We start from the raw sequence: 14838 nt of genomic DNA, 5'->3' as shown, positions 1-14838 counted from the left end.
TCTCTTAGGATGGCAGGGAACGTGTCCCGAGCTGTCCCGACGATCCAGGAGGACCTGATGGCCGCATTACCCGAGACTCCCCGCACCGCGGATGCCCCTGAGCGCACCACGTTCATGCGGCGCTACACGCTGGACCCGGCGCTGGCGGATGAGTTCGTCAGCTTCTTGACCAAGCGGGTCATCCCGGCCCGGGAGGAGCGCGGATTCACGGTGGAGTCGATCTGGCTCTCCGACGGCAAGGACGAGCTGACCTGGTTCGTCAGCCGTTTCGGCGATCGTGAGGAGTTCGCGGAGGCGGAGCGGGCCTGGGAGGACTCCCCCGAGCGCGCCGAGATCTTCACCGACGCCCCCGCGTACGTGACCGGCAAGGACCTTCGGGCGGTCACTCGCCTGCGCTGACCTGCGACTGAAGCGCCTGCCGGGCGCGTCGGGCGGCGAAGAGCGCCGCCGCCACCGAGGTGAGCATCAGTCCGGCGATCACCAGCGAGCTGGTCACGATCGCTGCCTGGTGGCCCTGTTCGGCGCTGATCGAGAAGTAGATCCCGGTGACCACGGCGATCCCGATCGCGGTGAACACCCGCTGGGCCGTCTGCGCCACTCCCCCGGCGGCGCCCGCCATCGACTCGGGGACCTCGCGCATCGAGAGCGTCTGGGCGCTGGGAATGATCAGCGCCTGGGAGAGCCCGACCACTGCGAGCGCGGCTCCGATCAGCCACAGCGACCCGTAGTCGGTCACCATCAGTGCGGCGGCACCGGCCAGGGCGAGCATCGAGAGGACCCCGGCGATGGTCCCGCTGACCAGCATCCGGGGACCCTTGCGCTCCACCGCGCGTCCCACCCGTGAGGAGAGCAGCATGACCATCGCCGCGCTGGGCAGCGTGACCAGCCCCGCGATCAGCGCGCCCTCGCCGCGGCCCTGCTGCACGTAGACCGCCACCACCGCCCAGGTGGCCGGCATGCCTGCGAAATAGAGGCCCAGCACCAGCGAGTTCAGCGTGTAGCTGGGCAGCGTGAACAGCGCCAGATTGACCATCGGGGCCGCCGCATCGCGGCGCCCGAGCCGGCGCTCCCAGAGCGCCCACAGCACCAGAACGCCCAGACCGGCGACGGCGAGAAGCCCGCCGAGCAGGCTGCGGAAAGCGATGAAGGGAAGCATCAGCAGCAGCACCGCGATGCTGAGCAGCACCACACCCAGCGGGTCCAGCCGGGCGATGCCACGGGCCGGCGCCGCCGACGCGGTGACCTCGGGCAGGCGCTCGGGATCCGCCGGGCCGGCCGGCTCGGCGTCGTCCAGGTTCTTCGGCAGCCACCGCACGATGGCGATCAGCGCGACGGTGGTGACCGGGACGTTGATCAGGAAGGTCATCCGCCAGCCGAGGTCCGATCCGGTGGTGTCGATGATCAGCCCGCCCAGCGCGGGCCCGGCAGCCACGGCGACCCCGATGATGGTGCCCATCATCCCGTAGGCCCGCCCGCGTGCGGGTCCGGCGAACAGCCGTTGGATCATGCCGATGATCTGTGGGGTCAGGACGCCGGCGGCGAGCCCCATGAAGACCCGTGCAATGTTGAGCACCAGCGGGTTCATCGCCAGCGCGGCCCCCAGGGAGGCGATCCCGAAGAGCGCCACCCCGAACATGAAGAGACCGCGTCGGCCCCAGAGGTCCCCTGCGCGGCCGGCAGGCACCAGGGCCATGCCGAAGGCCAGCGCGTATCCGGAGAGCACCCATTGGAGATCCGCGGAGGTGGCGCTGAGGCTCTCCTCGATGGCAGGAAGAGCGACGTTGACGATGCTGATGCTCAGCAGCGCCGCGAACAGCGGCAGGAACATCGCCGTCATCATCCGCCGCGAGCTGCCCGTGGGCGAAGTCTGGTTCACCAGCTCACCTTATCCCCGTCACCCCACCTCGGCGCGCCCTGTGACCGGCCACGTGATGCCGCCATGGGGCGCCCTCGAGACACTTACGACGCCCTCGAGACACTGACGGCGCCCTCATGACGCACAACGGGGGCGCCCCGTGAAGGAGCGCCCCCGTAGGACCGGGCGGTGACCACCGCCGGACTGTGACTAACGCCGTAGCTGTGACTAACGGCGGAACTGTGACTAGCGGCGGAACTGGGCCAGGTAGCTCTTGACCTCGGTGCTGAACGCCAGCACCAGCCAATAGGCCGCGATGCCCACGTGGGCCAGCGCGAGCACCAGGGTCAGCGGGTCGGCGCCGATGACGCCGATCAGCGTGAACAGGATGCCCAGGATCGCGAAGACGATGCCGGTGATCCGTGCCCAGTTCTTGTTCTTCTTGAGCCCGAAGAACACCAGCAGGTACAGCCCGATGCCCACGAGGAGGCTGACCCAGATGAAGCCGGTCAGCAGCCCCCCGAACAGGTCCGCAGCCTCGGCCGCCTCGGTCGCGGTCATCCCCTGCTGCTCCATGCCGGTGATCATCTCTTGCCGGGTGGCCTCATCGCTGAGGAACAGCCCCGGCAGCGAGCTCAGCACGTAGATCGCCAGCGAGACCAGGGTCAGCGTCTTGAGCAGGCTGTACTTCTTGGGCTCTGCGACCGGTCCGCCGTAGCTGCCCGGCGCATACGGATCGGTGCCGTACTTCGATGCGGCCTCGCCGTAGCCGCCGGGCTGGCCGTAGCCGCCGGGCTGGCCGGGCTGGCCGCCGTAGCCGCCGGCGGGGTTGCCACCGGGGTTGCCACCGGGGCTGCCACCGGGGAAGCCGCCCGGCTCAGCACCCGACGGGTTGTTGCCGTAGCCGCCGGGCTGGCCGGGCTGGCCGGGCTGGCCGCCAGGGACCCCGGGCTGGTCTCCGTAGGGAGGATTGCTCATGTGGACTCCTTGTTCATTGGTTGTGTTCACGAATCACTCTAGGCCCGGTTGGACGGTCTCACTCGTAGCGAAGCGCCTCGATCGGGTCCTTCTTCGCTGCTCGGGCCGCCGGCAGCGTGCCGGCGAGGAAGGCGATGAACACGATCAGCGCGGTGATCCCGGCGATCGCCAGCGGATCGACCGCGAAGAGCGTCAGTCCGGCCACCGCGCCCAGCGGCCCGCCTTCCCCGGTGAGCCAGGCGTTGCCGACGAGCCCGGCTCCGAGCCCGAGCACCACACCGATGACCGAGCCCAGGATGCCGATGACCACGGCCTCCATGGAGAAGAGTCCGAAGACCTTCCCGCTGGACATGCCCAGCGCCTTCATCAGGCCGATCTCTCGGGTGCGTTCCTGCACCGACATCAGCAGCGTGTTCACGATGCCGAAGCTTGCCGCGAGCAGCGCGATCAGCCCGAAGCCGGAGAGCACCCAGGAGACCGCGTCGATGACGCCCTGGACGGCACCGATCTGGTCCTCCACGGTCAGCCCGAGGAGGTCCTGATCGATCAGGGCGTCCTTGACGCCCTGCTCGTTGGCCTCGATGTTCTCCACATCGACCACCGCCATGGTGTAGGCGTTCTGCGCCTGGCCCTCGTAGCCCTCCATGGAGAGGTCGTTGAGCTGCTGATTCAGCTCACGGGAGGGCATGGGGGTGGCGCCGATGCCGGAGAGCGCCTCCTCGGAGACGCCGACGATCTCGGCCTCCACCGTGGACTGTTCGCCGGTCACGTTGCTGATGCCGATCTCGACGGTCTCCCCGATGACCTGCTCGGCATCTTCGGTGTCGAAGATGGTGAGCCAGTCCGCCGGGATGCTGAGCTCCATGCCGTCTTCGCCGGGGGCCTCTCCAGCCTCGAGCTCGAGTCCCAGCGCGTTGGCCGGCACGTCGAGCTCCATGTCGTACTGCGCGCCGTCGGGGGTCTCGATGAAATCGGGTGAGACGAAGACCATCGGGTCCACGGAGGAGACGTTCTCGATCTGCTCGATCTCCTCGATGTCCGAGTCGGTGAGCACTCCGCCGCCGGAGCCGGGTCCGAACATCCCACCGGTGCTCGCTGCGGCCTCCGGGTCGTATTCGGCCGGACCATCGGTGGGCTCGGCGTCGGAGGCTCCGGTGCTCATCACGAACATCTGCGAGGACCCGCCGAAGCCGGCGACGACGGTGTCGACATACTTGTTGACACCGGCGCCGAGCCCTGAGGTCAGGGTCAGCGTGAAGGAACCGATGACGATGGCGACCACCGTCAGGGCGGTGCGCAGCTTGGAGCGGAAGGTATTGCCCAGCGCGGTGCGCGCGACGTCGACTGACCTCATGCGTGCACCCCCGTGGCGCCGTGCTCTTCGGTGACGATCTCGCCGTCCTGCATCATCAGCCGGCGCTGGCATTTCGCGGCCAGGTCCTCATCATGGGTGACCACCACCAGGGTGATGCCATGGTCCCGGTGCAGCCCGAAGAGGATGTCCTCGACGATCTCTGAGGTCACCGTGTCGAGGTTGCCGGTGGGCTCATCGGCGAAGAGCACCGTGGGCTTGTTGACCAGCGCGCGGGCGATGCAGGCGCGCTGCTTCTGACCGCCGGAGAGGTTGGTCGCCTTGTTCTTGGCCTTGTCGGCCATGTCCAGCTGCTCCAGGACCTCCATGCCGCGGCGGTTGCGCTCCGACTTGCCCATCCCCGCGATCTTCAGCGGCAGGGTGATGTTCTCCAGCACCGTCTGGTTGGGGTTCAGGAAGAACTGCTGGAAGACGAAGCCGAAGGTGTCATTGCGCAGCTGGGAGACCTTCTTAGGCTTCAGCGCGGTCACCGGCTCGCCGCCCAGCGCGACGACGCCGGAGGTCGGCTCATCCAGAAGTGCCAGCAGATGCATGAGGGTGGACTTGCCGGAACCTGATTTCCCCACGATGGCGACGGATTCGCCCTCGTGGATCTCAAAGGTCAGGCCTTTGAGCGCGTCGAAACGGGTGGCGCCCTTGCCATAGACCTTGACCAGGTTCTCGGTCTCGAGAACTGGAGTGGACATTGATGACCTTTCATCGTGTTCAGAGGTGCTGCGGAGACCTGCTGCGAGGCCGCTCGGCAGCCAGAGGTTGAAACTACCTGCTCATTCTCCCGGATGAGGGCGCCGAGGGCATCGGCCCAAAGGATGAACTCCCCCGGAGCACCGACTCTTCGAGAATGCGTCGATCCCGCTCTCACCAGGGGACATCACCACGAGTACACTGCCACTCATGCCCGTTGAACATGCGATCCGCGCCACAGGACTGACCAAGCGCTACGGAGATTTCACCGCCGTGGACGGCATCGACTTCACGGTGAACCGAGGTGAGTCCTTCGGCCTGCTCGGACCCAACGGTGCGGGCAAGTCCACCACCATGCGGATGATCGCCGCCGTGGCCTCGCGCAGCGCCGGCACGATGTCGGTGGCCGGACTCGACCCGGAGCAGAACGGCCCCGAGGTCCGAGCCCGGCTCGGGGTGATCCCGCAGCAGGACAACCTGGACGAGGAGCTCAGCGTCCGGGAGAACATCATCATGTATGGCCGCTACTTCGGGCTGCCGCGCCGCTGGCTCAACGCCAAGACCGAAGAGCTGCTGGAGTTCGCCCAGCTCAGCCACAAGGCCACGGCCCGGGTGGAGGACCTCTCCGGGGGCATGAAGCGCCGGCTGACCATCGCCCGCGCGCTGGTCAACGAGCCGGAGATCCTGCTGCTCGATGAGCCCACCACCGGGCTGGACCCGCAGGCCCGACACATCCTCTGGGACAGGCTGTTCCGGCTGCGTGAATCCGGAACCACGCTGGTGCTCACCACCCATCACATGGACGAGGCCGAGCAGCTCTGCGAGCGCCTGATCGTGGTCGATGAGGGTCGGATCATGGCGGAAGGCTCCCCTGCCGGGCTCATCCGCGACCATTCGACCCGGGAGGTGCTGGAGCTGCGCTTCGGGATGGACCGCAACCAGGAGCAGGCCCAGCAGCTGACCGCGCTGCTCTCCTCCGGCGCAGCGAGCGCCGACGGCGCTGCGGCCGAGGGTCGCGCCACAGGCGACGGAGGCGTCGGGGTCGGCGGCGGTGGCGGCGTCGGGTTCAGCCACGTCGAGGTGCTGCCGGACCGGCTGCTGGTCTACGCCGGCTCCGCAGAGTCAGCGCTGGAGCAGATCCACGCCGCCGGACTGCGCCCGATGACCTCCCTGGTACGTCGTTCCTCCCTGGAGGACGTCTTCCTGCGACTGACCGGGAGAACCCTTGTCGACTGATCGACTCACCGCGGAGCCTGAGCTGCAGCAGCCGGTGAGCCCTGCCGCGGACAAGCAGACCATGGCCGGCCGGGCCCGACGCTTCGGCGCGCTGCACCAGGCCGAGCGCACGCTGCGCAGCATGCGGGCCTATGGCACCGTGATCCTGTTCTCCTCGGTGAGCCAGCCGATCATGTACATCCTGGCCATGGGCCTGGGGCTGGGCGTGCTGGTGGGCGAGGGCGGCGACTTCGCCGAGTACGGCGCGAGCAGCTACCTGATGTACATCGCTCCGGCGATCCTCGCCTCCACCGTGGCCATGGCCGCGGGCATCGAGTTCACCTTCCCGGTGATGGAGGGCTTCAAGTGGCGCCGACTCTACTACGGCGCCCAGGCCTCGCCGCTGAGTCCGGGCCAGATCGCCTCCGGGCACATCCTCGCGGTCAGCGTGCGCTTCGGCATCCATGCGGCCATCTTCACCGTGGTGCTCTACCTCTTCGGCGCCATCAGCTCCCCGCTGGGTGTGCTGATGATCGCCAGCGCCATGCTGGGCGGGCTGGCGATCGGACTGCCGATCATGGCGTATGTGTCCACGCTGCGCGATGAGAAGGGGCAGATGTCGCTGATCCAGCGCTTCGTCATCATGCCGCTGTTCCTGTTCTCCGGAACCTTCTACCCGCTCACCAACCTTCCCGGGTTCCTGCAGGTGCTGGGCTGGTTCTCCCCCATCTGGCATGCCAACGAGCTGGGCCGGGTGCTCGCCTTCGGCCAGCCCAGCCCCGCCTGGCTGATCCTGCTCCACGTGCTCTACCTGCTGGGGATCACGGTCGCGGCCTGGCTGGCCACCGTCCGGATCTTCACCCGCCGGCTCGGACTCGAAGAGTGGCGGGGCCGCACCCCGGGCGCCAAGGCCGACGCCAAGCGTCAGGACCGGCTCGCGGTGAAGGATGCGGCCGACGTCGACCGATCGGCCGGCGCCGGGACAGCCACTACGCCGGACAGCACCACGCCGGCCAGCACCGCGCTGCCCCGGATCGCCTTCCGCCGCGGGTTCGGCGCGAACTACTACTCCGGCAACATCCGAGCGGTGTTCGGCCGCGGCCTGACCGCGATCCGGAACAACCGCGGGGTCATCTTCCTCTCCGGCCTGCTCGAGCCGGTGCTGTTCCTGACCTCCTTCGGGCTGGGCATCTCCCCGATGATCGCCGGGGTCGACGCCGAACAGGTGGGCCTGGGCGGCGGCGGGACGATCAGCTACGCGGCATTCATCGCTCCGGCGCTGCTTGCGGTCTCGGCGATGAACGGCGCGATCTTCGACTCCACCTGGAACGTGTTCTTCAAGCTCAAGATCACCAAGCTCTACCGGACCATGATGTCCACCTCGCTGGGCCCTGTAGACGTGGCGGTCGGCGAGATCTGCCTGGCGCTCTTCCGCGGCGGGATCTATGCGCTGGGCTTCATCGGCGTGCTGCTGGTCGGCGGCCTGATCGACCCGCTGGCAGCGGTGCTGATGTGGTGCACGGCGCTCTTCGTCGCCCTGGGCTTCGCCTCGGTCGGGATGGCGGTGACCTCGTTCATGACCCGGTTCCAGCAGATGGACTGGATGATGATGGTGCTGATGCCGATGTTCCTGTTCTCGGCCACGCTGTTCCCGATCAGCGTCTATCCCGCCGGAGTCCAGGCCTTCATCCAGGCGCTGCCGCTCTGGCATGCCGTGGAGCTCATGCGCGATATCGCGTTCTGGGACTTCAGCAGCCTGACTCTGGTGCACATCGGCTACTACCTGGTGATGATCGTCGCCGGACTCGCACTGACCACCTACCGGATGAAGAAGCTCTTCCTGCGCTGAGCCCCACCCCACCCCATCCCATTGAGGGGCGGATTCTACGAGCGTTTCAGGCCGTCTGGCCCTTCAGATGCTCGGAGAATCCGCCCCTCAATGCGTGGGTGGGGGGGGTCGTGTCCTTGAAAATCTCAATCATTGACTTCTTGAACTATTGGCCGCAGGGGCCTATTCTGGCGGTGATGTGTTCTGCATCACAGTTTGGGTGACCTTACTGTGATGATCCGAGCAACCTTGCACAAGGAGTCATAGATGACTGATGAGAGCTCGAGCCCGGGGCTGGATCCTCGTGGCGACGCCCCACGCAACCGCGAGGAGGAGGTCCACCGGCTGCACCGCTGGGAGTCCTCTGCCGCCGCGGACCGCCGAGGCGGTGACATCCGCCGGCACACCGACGTCTCGACCTCGGCGGCGCTGGACATCGCCACGCGTCCGGACCCGGCCGCTCCACTGACCTCGGTGGCGCAGAGCGGCGCCACAGGTCGCGCCACGACCTCCGGGCCAGGGCGCGCCCGACGACGACGCCGACGCGGCTGGAGCACCAAGGCACTCGGGGCTGCCGGTGTGGTCGGCATGCTCCTGACCTGGGAGCTCCTGCCGGTGACCGGATTGGTCAATGCGCGCTTCATGCCCCCGGCCTCCGAGGCGATCGGTGGACTGATCAGCAACTTCGGGCTGACCGATTTCTGGGTCTCGGTGTATGACACGATGCGGGCCTGGGCGCTGGGCATGATCATCGCGGTGGTGCTGGCCACCGTGCTGGGCTTCATCATCGGATCCCCGACGTTCCTGCGGCGCTTCACGAACTCCACGATCGAGTTCCTGCGCCCCGTTCCCTCGGTGGCGCTGATCCCGCTGGCGGTGCTGCTCCTGGGCACCGACATCGAGTCCGCCCTGATGCTGATCGTCTACGCCTGCTTCTGGCAGGTGCTGATCCAGGTGCTCTACGGGGTCGCCGATGTCGACTCGGTCGCGATGAACACCGCCCGCTCCTACGGCCTCGGGCCCCTCGCCCGGATACGCTACGTGATCTTCCCGACGGCACTGCCCTACGTGATGACCGGTGTTCGCCTCGCGGCCGCGGTGGCGCTGATCCTGGCCATCACCGCCGGACTGATCATCGGCACTCCAGGCCTGGGAGCTGAGATCAGCCGGGCCCAGTCCGGAGGCAACTACGTCTCCATGTACGCCCTCGTGCTGGCAACCGGCCTGCTCGGGGTCCTGGTCAACCTGGTCATGCGCATGATCGAGCGCAAGATCCTGTCCTGGCATTCCTCGGTCCGCACGGAGGTGGCGGCATGACATATATCCGTACTTCGCTGCACATCGTGGCGCTTCCGCTGATCCTGATCTTCATCTGGTTCCTCGCCACGCTGGGCGAGGCCAGCTTCTTCGTCCCTACCCCGCAGCTGCTGATCGAGACCTTTTTCGAGACCTGGACCAGCGAGCGCTTCCTCAGCGACGTCTTCCCCTCGCTGGGGAGACTGATGATCGGCATCGCGCTCTCGATCCTGATCGGCATCGTGGGCGGACTGCTGATCGGCTCCTTCCGCTGGCTGCGCGCCCTGCTGGAACCCACGCTGGAGTTCTTCCGAGCCATCCCACCACCGGTGCTGATCCCGGTAATCATGCTGCTGATCGGCATCGGCGACGAGATGAAGGTCTCGGTGATCGTGCTGGGTGCGGTCTGGCCGATCCTGCTCAACACGATCGAAGGTGTGCGGTCCATGGACGAGGTGCTCGCAGATACCAGCCGCACCTATGGCATGAACCGGGTCAACACCGTCCGCTACCTGATCCTGCCCTCGGCCATGCCACAGATCATGGCAGGCATCCGACAGTCGCTCTCGATCGCACTGATCCTGATGGTGATCTCGGAGATGTTTGCCTCCACCGAGGGGCTCGGCTTCGCCATCGTGCAGTTCCAGCGCTCCTTCGCCATCCCGGAGATGTGGTCCGGAATCGTGCTGCTGGGACTGATCGGGGTGGTGCTCTCGTTCATCTTCCAGCTCGCCGAGCGCTGGATCCTGGGCTGGTACCACGGGCTGCGCGAGATCGAGCAGTCTGCCTGAGCCGGCCACGCCCGGGCTGCGCCGACGCCGCCCATGACGACGCACTCCTAAAGACGATGCACCCATGCACACGCTGCACTTCCAGAGAAGGGACCCGGAGATGACCTCCGAACACTCACAGCCCACGAACCCCGTGGTCAGCCAGTCCAGCATCCAAGACACCCCGGACGGCAGGATCCCGGTGGGCAGGACCATGCCGGATGAGCAGCCGATGCTCTCGGTGCAGAACCTGAAGAAGGTCTACCACACCGACGGCGGCGACATCGAGGCGGTGCGGAACCTGACCTTCGATCTGCCCAAGGGCCAGCTGGCCTGCCTGGTGGGCCCCTCCGGCTCCGGCAAGACCACGCTGCTCAAGTGCATCTCGGGGCTGATGGCCCCCAGCGCGGGCGAGGTCACCCTGCACGGACAGAAGGTCACCGGCCCGCCGAAGTCGATGGCCGTGGTCTTCCAGGAATACGGCCGATCCCTGTTCCCGTGGCTGCGGGTGGCCGAGAACGTGGAGCTGCCGCTGAAGAACCAGGGGATGGAGAAGGCCGCCCGGAAGGAGGCGGTGGAACAGGCCCTGGAGGCCGTGGGTCTGGCCCATGTCCCGAAGTCCTACCCCTGGCAGCTCTCCGGCGGCATGCAGCAGCGCGTGGCGATCGCCCGCGCGGTGGCGTATCAGCCGGAGGTGCTGCTGATGGATGAGCCCTTCGCGGCAGTGGATGCGCAGACCCGCGCGGACCTTGAGGACCTGGTCCGCGGCATCTGGAAGAAGCTCGGCGTCTCGGTGCTCTTCGTGACCCACGACATCGACGAGTCGGTCTACCTGGGCGAACGGGTCATCATCCTGTCCTCCTCGCCCACCATCATCCAGGAGGACGTGCTGGTGGACCTTCCGGCCGAGCGCGATCAGCTCGAGACCAGATCCTCGCAGCGCTTCGCCGAGCTGCGCCACCACGTCTACGAGCAGATCCAGCTCGCGAAGAAGGGCTTCCGGCCCGAGGAGGCGGCCGCGATGCGATAGGCCCGACGGCGTGGAGCTGCCGCCCTCGAGCCGCGCGGCTCAGAACACGATTCGTGAGAGCAGCTCGCGCAGCTGATCCCGCTCGGCCGGGCTCAGCGCGTGCAGGGTCTGCTCCTCGGCCTCGCGGGTGCGCTGCACCGCCTGGGCGTAGAGCTCGTGGCCGGCCTCGGTGGCGACCAGGATCTTGGAGCGCCGGTCTCGCGGATCGGCCTCCCGGCGGATCGCGCCGCGCGTCTCGAGCATGTCGACCAGCGCGACCACCTGGCTGGGGTCGAGGTCCAAGAAGCTGCCCAGCTCGCGCTGCGAGGGGTTCGTCCCAGAACACGCCATGGCCAACACGGAGAACGGCCGCACCTTCAGATCCAGGTCGGCCAGCAGCCGATTGGCCAGGGCGTTGCCCCGGCCCCGGGCACGCGCGGTGAGGAAGGCGACCTCCTGGGCCAGGTCGGAGCGCTGGAAACGCTCCTCGCCTCCGGCCGTCGGCTTGGTCGGAGACGATGCGCGCACCGCGTCGGCAGGGGTCGAGGGGGGCATGGTTTCTCCTAGCAGCGGTTCCCGGGGGCGGGATTGAACGGGTGAGAAGACAAATCATTGACTTTCTCAATATTAGCAAGTGAGATGGATCACAGTAAGCAGCGGCCGCGAGGCCTTACAGAAGGAGAGACTATGTCGTTACAAGGCAAGGTAGCCATCGTGACCGGGTCCGGAGCCGGACTGGGGCTCGCATACGCCCAGGAACTCGCCGCCCAGGGCGCCGCCGTCGTGATCAACGACGTGGATCAGGCCACTGCCGACGCCGCCGTGGCGGGAATCGAATCCGCCGGCGGTCGCGCCGTCGCCGTGGTGGCCCCGGTGGGCTCCACCGAGACCGCCGAAGAGCTGGTCGACGCCGCGGTGACCAGCTTCGGCGGCCTCGACATCCTGGTCACCAACGCCGGGATCCTGCGCGACAAGTCGTTGCTGAAGATGTCCGATGAGGACTTCGACGCCGTGATCAACGTTCACCTTAAGGGCACCTTCACCTGTGTCCGGGCCGCGTTCAAGCACTTCAAGACCGAGGGGGTGGCCGGGAGGGTCGTGTGCATCGGCTCCCCCACCGGTCAGCGTGGAAACTTCGGACAGACCAACTACGCCGCCGCCAAGGCCGGCATCGTGGGCATGGTGCGCACCTGGGCGCTGGAGTTCAAGCGCGCCGGAGTCAGCGTCAATGCCGTGATCCCGGTGGCCGCCACCGCGATGACCAAGACCGTGCCGTACTTCCAGAAGGCCGTGGAGGCCGATGAGCAGGGCCAGCCCATGCCCGACTTCTTCCGCAAGGGTCTCGGCTTCGGCACGGCCCAAGACGCGGCCGGCGTCGTCGCCTTCCTGGCCTCCGACGCCGTGGAGGGCATCACCGGACAGGTCATCGGCGCCGGCGGCGACCGCCTGCAGGTCTGGAGCCACCCGGAGCCCGTTCTCGAGGAGTTCCACGACGGCGGCTGGGACTACGCGACGCTGCAGGCCCAGGGCCGCGAGATCCTCGGCGCTCACCTGCAGTCCGTGGGCGAGTCCATGCCCGAGCTTCCCGCTGAGCTGCAGCCCACCAGCTAGTCCGCACCGGGGCACACACCCCGGACACACACCCGGAACAGCCCGCACCGCAGCCCCAGCCCGAACAGGAGAGGAACCCCCCGATGCGCTACCGATCTGCCATCGACGTGCAGGCCATCGAGGCGGTGGACACCCATGTCCACCTGGAGATGGACGCCGAGGGGCATCGCGCCCTCCCCGAGCTGTTCTTCGAGGCCTCGGCGAAGTACTTCAAGACCGCCGAGCGGACCCCGTCGATCGATCGCATCGCGGAGGTGTACCGGGCCCACCGGATGGCGGCGGTGGTCTTCACCGTGGACGCCCGCACCCAGATGCAGCACGCGCCGAACTCCATCGACGATCTGGTGGCGGGGTGCCTGCGCAACAACGACGTGCTGCTGCCCTTCGGCTCGGTGGACCCGCGCACGGGCCCCGCGGCCCTCGAGGAGGCGCGGCGGCAGGCCGCGGAGCTGGGCGTGCGCGGGTTCAAATTCCATCCCACGGTGCAGGGATTCGACCCCTCGGACCGCCAGTTCTACCCGCTGTGGGAGACGCTGCAGGAGATCGGGCTGCCGCTGATCTTCCACACCGGACAGAACGGCATGGGCGCCGGCACCCCCGGCGGGGCGGGGCTGAAGCTGAAGTACTCCAACCCGCTGCTGCTCGACGACGTCGCCGCGGACTTCCCCGCGCTGCCGATCATCATGGCGCACCCCTCGGTGCCCTGGCAGGACGAGGCGATCTCGATCGCGACGCATAAGTCCAATGTCTACATCGATCTCTCCGGCTGGTCCCCGAAGTACTTCCCTGAGGCTCTGGTCCGCAGCGCGAACAACATCCTCTCCGCGAAGCTGCTCTTCGGCACCGACTATCCGTTGATCACCCCGGAGAAGTGGCTCGCCGCCTTCGCCGATCTGCCGATCAAGGACGGGGTCCGGCCCAAGATCCTGAAGGACAATGCGGTGAAGCTGCTCGGCCTCGATGCTGCGGGAGCCAGCGATGCGTGAACCAGCCATGCGTGACCGAGCCACCGGCACGGTGATCCCGTCGGACCTCTATGGCTTCGCCGAACGGCTCAGCACCGCCGAGCGCCGCGTGATCACCGATCTGCGCGAGGTGCTCGCCGAACAGGTCCATCCACACCTCAACGCGGCCTGGGACGAGGCGCGCTTCCCCGACGAGATCATCGCCCCGCTGCGCGGCCTGGAGCTGATGGACCCGCCCGCCCTGCGCGAGGCCGGAGAAGGAATCCGCGACATCTTCCTGGGCTTCCGGAACTTCGAGCTCACCCGATGCGACATCAATGTCGCCACCTACTACAACGCGCAGGCCAGTCTGTTCCGGACGGTCTGCACCATGGGCGGCTCCGCGCAGCAGGCGCGGGAGCTCGATGCCAAGATCGTCTCCCATGAACTGACCGGGGTCTTCGGGCTCACCGAACCCGACCACGGCTCCGATGTCGCAGGCGGTCTCGCCACCAGCGCCACCCAGGACCCGGAGACCGGGGACTGGATCATCGACGGCGCCAAACGCTGGATCGGCGGAGCGATCGCCGCCGACGTCGTCGCCACCTTCGCCCGCGACGCCGCGGACGGGCAGGTGAAGTGCTTCCTGGTGCCCACCTCGGCACCGGGTGTCTCCATGGAGGTCATCCCGCGCAAGGCCTCGCTGCGGATCATGCAGAACGCCGACATCAGCTACCGGCAGGTCCGGGTCCCGGACAGCGCTCGGCTGCAGCAGATCAACAGCTTCACCGACGTCGCCGGATGCCTGCGCCGAATGCGCTCCGATGTCGCCTGGATGGCCACCGGGGCCATGGCCGGCGCCTACGAGGCCGCCCTGGCCTATGTCACGCACCGGGAGCAGTTCGGCCGGCCCATCGCTGGATTCCAGCTGATCCAGGAGAAGCTCGCGGTGATGCTGGGCAACCTGACCTCCGCGCTGGGCATGGTCGTCCAGCTCACCGAGCAGCAGGCGGCCGGGATCTACCGCGACGAGAACTCCGCGCTGGCCAAGATGTACACCTCGCTGCGGCTGCGCGAGACCGTGGCACTGGCCCGCGAGGTCTGCGGCGGCAACGGGATCACGCTCGACACCGACGTCGCCCGCTTCCACGCCGACGCCGAGGCGATCTACTCCTACGAGGGCACCCACGAGATCAATGCGCTGATCGTGGGGCGCGCCGTGACCGGGGTGGGCGCCTTCACCTGACCGGGACCGCCCGGGGCTTCTCGCCCGGGC

At 67.6% G+C, this 14838-nt stretch carries 14 protein-coding genes; 9 read left to right on the top strand and 5 right to left on the bottom strand.

The genetic code is table 11. From position 1 onward, the window contains the following. Positions 1-57 precede the first annotated feature (57 nt). Positions 58-399 carry a hypothetical protein gene (locus tag I2487_RS12200; protein WP_207169624.1) on the top strand — a complete coding sequence of 114 codons (342 nt, stop codon included), beginning with the start codon at positions 58-60 and terminating at the stop codon, positions 397-399. Here I2487_RS12200 and I2487_RS12195 read toward each other — a convergent pair. The 4 genes from I2487_RS12195 to I2487_RS12180 all read right to left on the bottom strand — a co-directional run bounded on the left by I2487_RS12195 (position 383) and on the right by I2487_RS12180 (position 4891). Further along, the gene (locus I2487_RS12195; protein WP_207169625.1) at positions 383-1876 is read right to left on the bottom strand and encodes an MFS transporter; all 1494 of its coding nucleotides are present in this window, start codon (positions 1874-1876) and stop codon (positions 383-385) included. The two genes, I2487_RS12200 and I2487_RS12195, sit on opposite strands and share 17 nt — an antisense overlap. 225 nt (positions 1877-2101) lie before the next feature. Continuing rightward, entirely contained in the window at positions 2102-2833 is a 732-nt protein-coding gene (locus I2487_RS12190) for a hypothetical protein (protein ID WP_207169626.1), read from the bottom strand. A 58-nt stretch (positions 2834-2891) separates the two neighbouring features. Continuing rightward, positions 2892-4187 carry an ABC transporter permease gene (locus I2487_RS12185; protein ID WP_207169627.1) on the bottom strand — a complete coding sequence of 432 codons (1296 nt, stop codon included), beginning with the start codon at positions 4185-4187 and terminating at the stop codon, positions 2892-2894. Then, positions 4184-4891 carry an ABC transporter ATP-binding protein gene (locus I2487_RS12180; protein WP_036476763.1) on the bottom strand — a complete coding sequence of 236 codons (708 nt, stop codon included), beginning with the start codon at positions 4889-4891 and terminating at the stop codon, positions 4184-4186. The genes I2487_RS12185 and I2487_RS12180 overlap by 4 nt, the downstream gene beginning before the upstream one ends. A 208-nt stretch (positions 4892-5099) precedes the next feature. On the opposite strand from I2487_RS12180, the gene I2487_RS12175 reads away from it, so the two are divergent. The 5 genes from I2487_RS12175 (at position 5100) to I2487_RS12155 (ending at position 11028) form a co-directional block, all read left to right on the top strand. After that, positions 5100-6125, top strand: a complete 1026-nt coding sequence (locus tag I2487_RS12175) for an ABC transporter ATP-binding protein (protein WP_207169628.1) — start codon at positions 5100-5102, stop codon at positions 6123-6125. Further along, the gene (locus I2487_RS12170) at positions 6115-7953 is read left to right on the top strand and encodes an ABC transporter permease (protein ID WP_255546328.1); all 1839 of its coding nucleotides are present in this window, start codon (positions 6115-6117) and stop codon (positions 7951-7953) included. Before I2487_RS12175 ends, I2487_RS12170 begins: the two co-directional genes overlap by 11 nt. A gap of 246 nt (positions 7954-8199) precedes the next feature. Further along, a complete protein-coding gene (locus I2487_RS12165) occupies positions 8200-9249 on the top strand; it encodes an ABC transporter permease (RefSeq protein WP_518523723.1) in 1050 nt (349 codons plus the stop codon). Beyond that, positions 9246-10019: an ABC transporter permease gene (locus I2487_RS12160; protein WP_207169629.1), complete on the top strand. Its 774-nt coding sequence runs from the start codon at positions 9246-9248 to the stop codon at positions 10017-10019. Before I2487_RS12165 ends, I2487_RS12160 begins: the two co-directional genes overlap by 4 nt. A 193-nt stretch (positions 10020-10212) precedes the next feature. After that, on the top strand, positions 10213-11028 hold the full coding sequence (locus I2487_RS12155) for an ABC transporter ATP-binding protein (RefSeq protein WP_518523724.1): 816 nt from the start codon (positions 10213-10215) through the stop codon (positions 11026-11028). A gap of 39 nt (positions 11029-11067) precedes the next feature. Here the strand turns inward: I2487_RS12155 and I2487_RS12150 are convergent, their stop codons facing one another. After that, positions 11068-11562, bottom strand: coding sequence for a MarR family winged helix-turn-helix transcriptional regulator (locus I2487_RS12150; RefSeq protein WP_207169631.1), 495 nt, complete (start codon positions 11560-11562; stop codon positions 11068-11070). Positions 11563-11694: 132 nt separating this feature from the next. Here I2487_RS12150 and I2487_RS12145 point away from each other — a divergent pair, with 132 nt between their 5' ends. From I2487_RS12145 to I2487_RS12135, 3 genes are all read left to right on the top strand, one after another. After that, the gene (locus tag I2487_RS12145) at positions 11695-12618 is read left to right on the top strand and encodes an SDR family NAD(P)-dependent oxidoreductase (protein WP_207169632.1); all 924 of its coding nucleotides are present in this window, start codon (positions 11695-11697) and stop codon (positions 12616-12618) included. A gap of 83 nt (positions 12619-12701) precedes the next feature. After that, complete coding sequence (locus I2487_RS12140) at positions 12702-13604, top strand: amidohydrolase family protein (RefSeq protein ID WP_207169633.1); 903 nt, start codon at positions 12702-12704, stop codon at positions 13602-13604. Next, entirely contained in the window at positions 13597-14808 is a 1212-nt protein-coding gene (locus I2487_RS12135; RefSeq protein WP_255546325.1) for an acyl-CoA dehydrogenase family protein, read from the top strand. Before I2487_RS12140 ends, I2487_RS12135 begins: the two co-directional genes overlap by 8 nt. Positions 14809-14838 lie beyond the last annotated feature (30 nt).

Origin of the sequence: Nesterenkonia sp. E16_10, from assembly GCF_017347085.1 — a bacterium.
In the GTDB taxonomy this organism is placed as follows: Bacteria; Actinomycetota; Actinomycetes; order Actinomycetales; family Micrococcaceae; genus Nesterenkonia.
The sequence above is the reverse complement of the archived record's forward strand: the minus strand, read 5'-3'. Positions and strand labels throughout refer to the sequence as shown.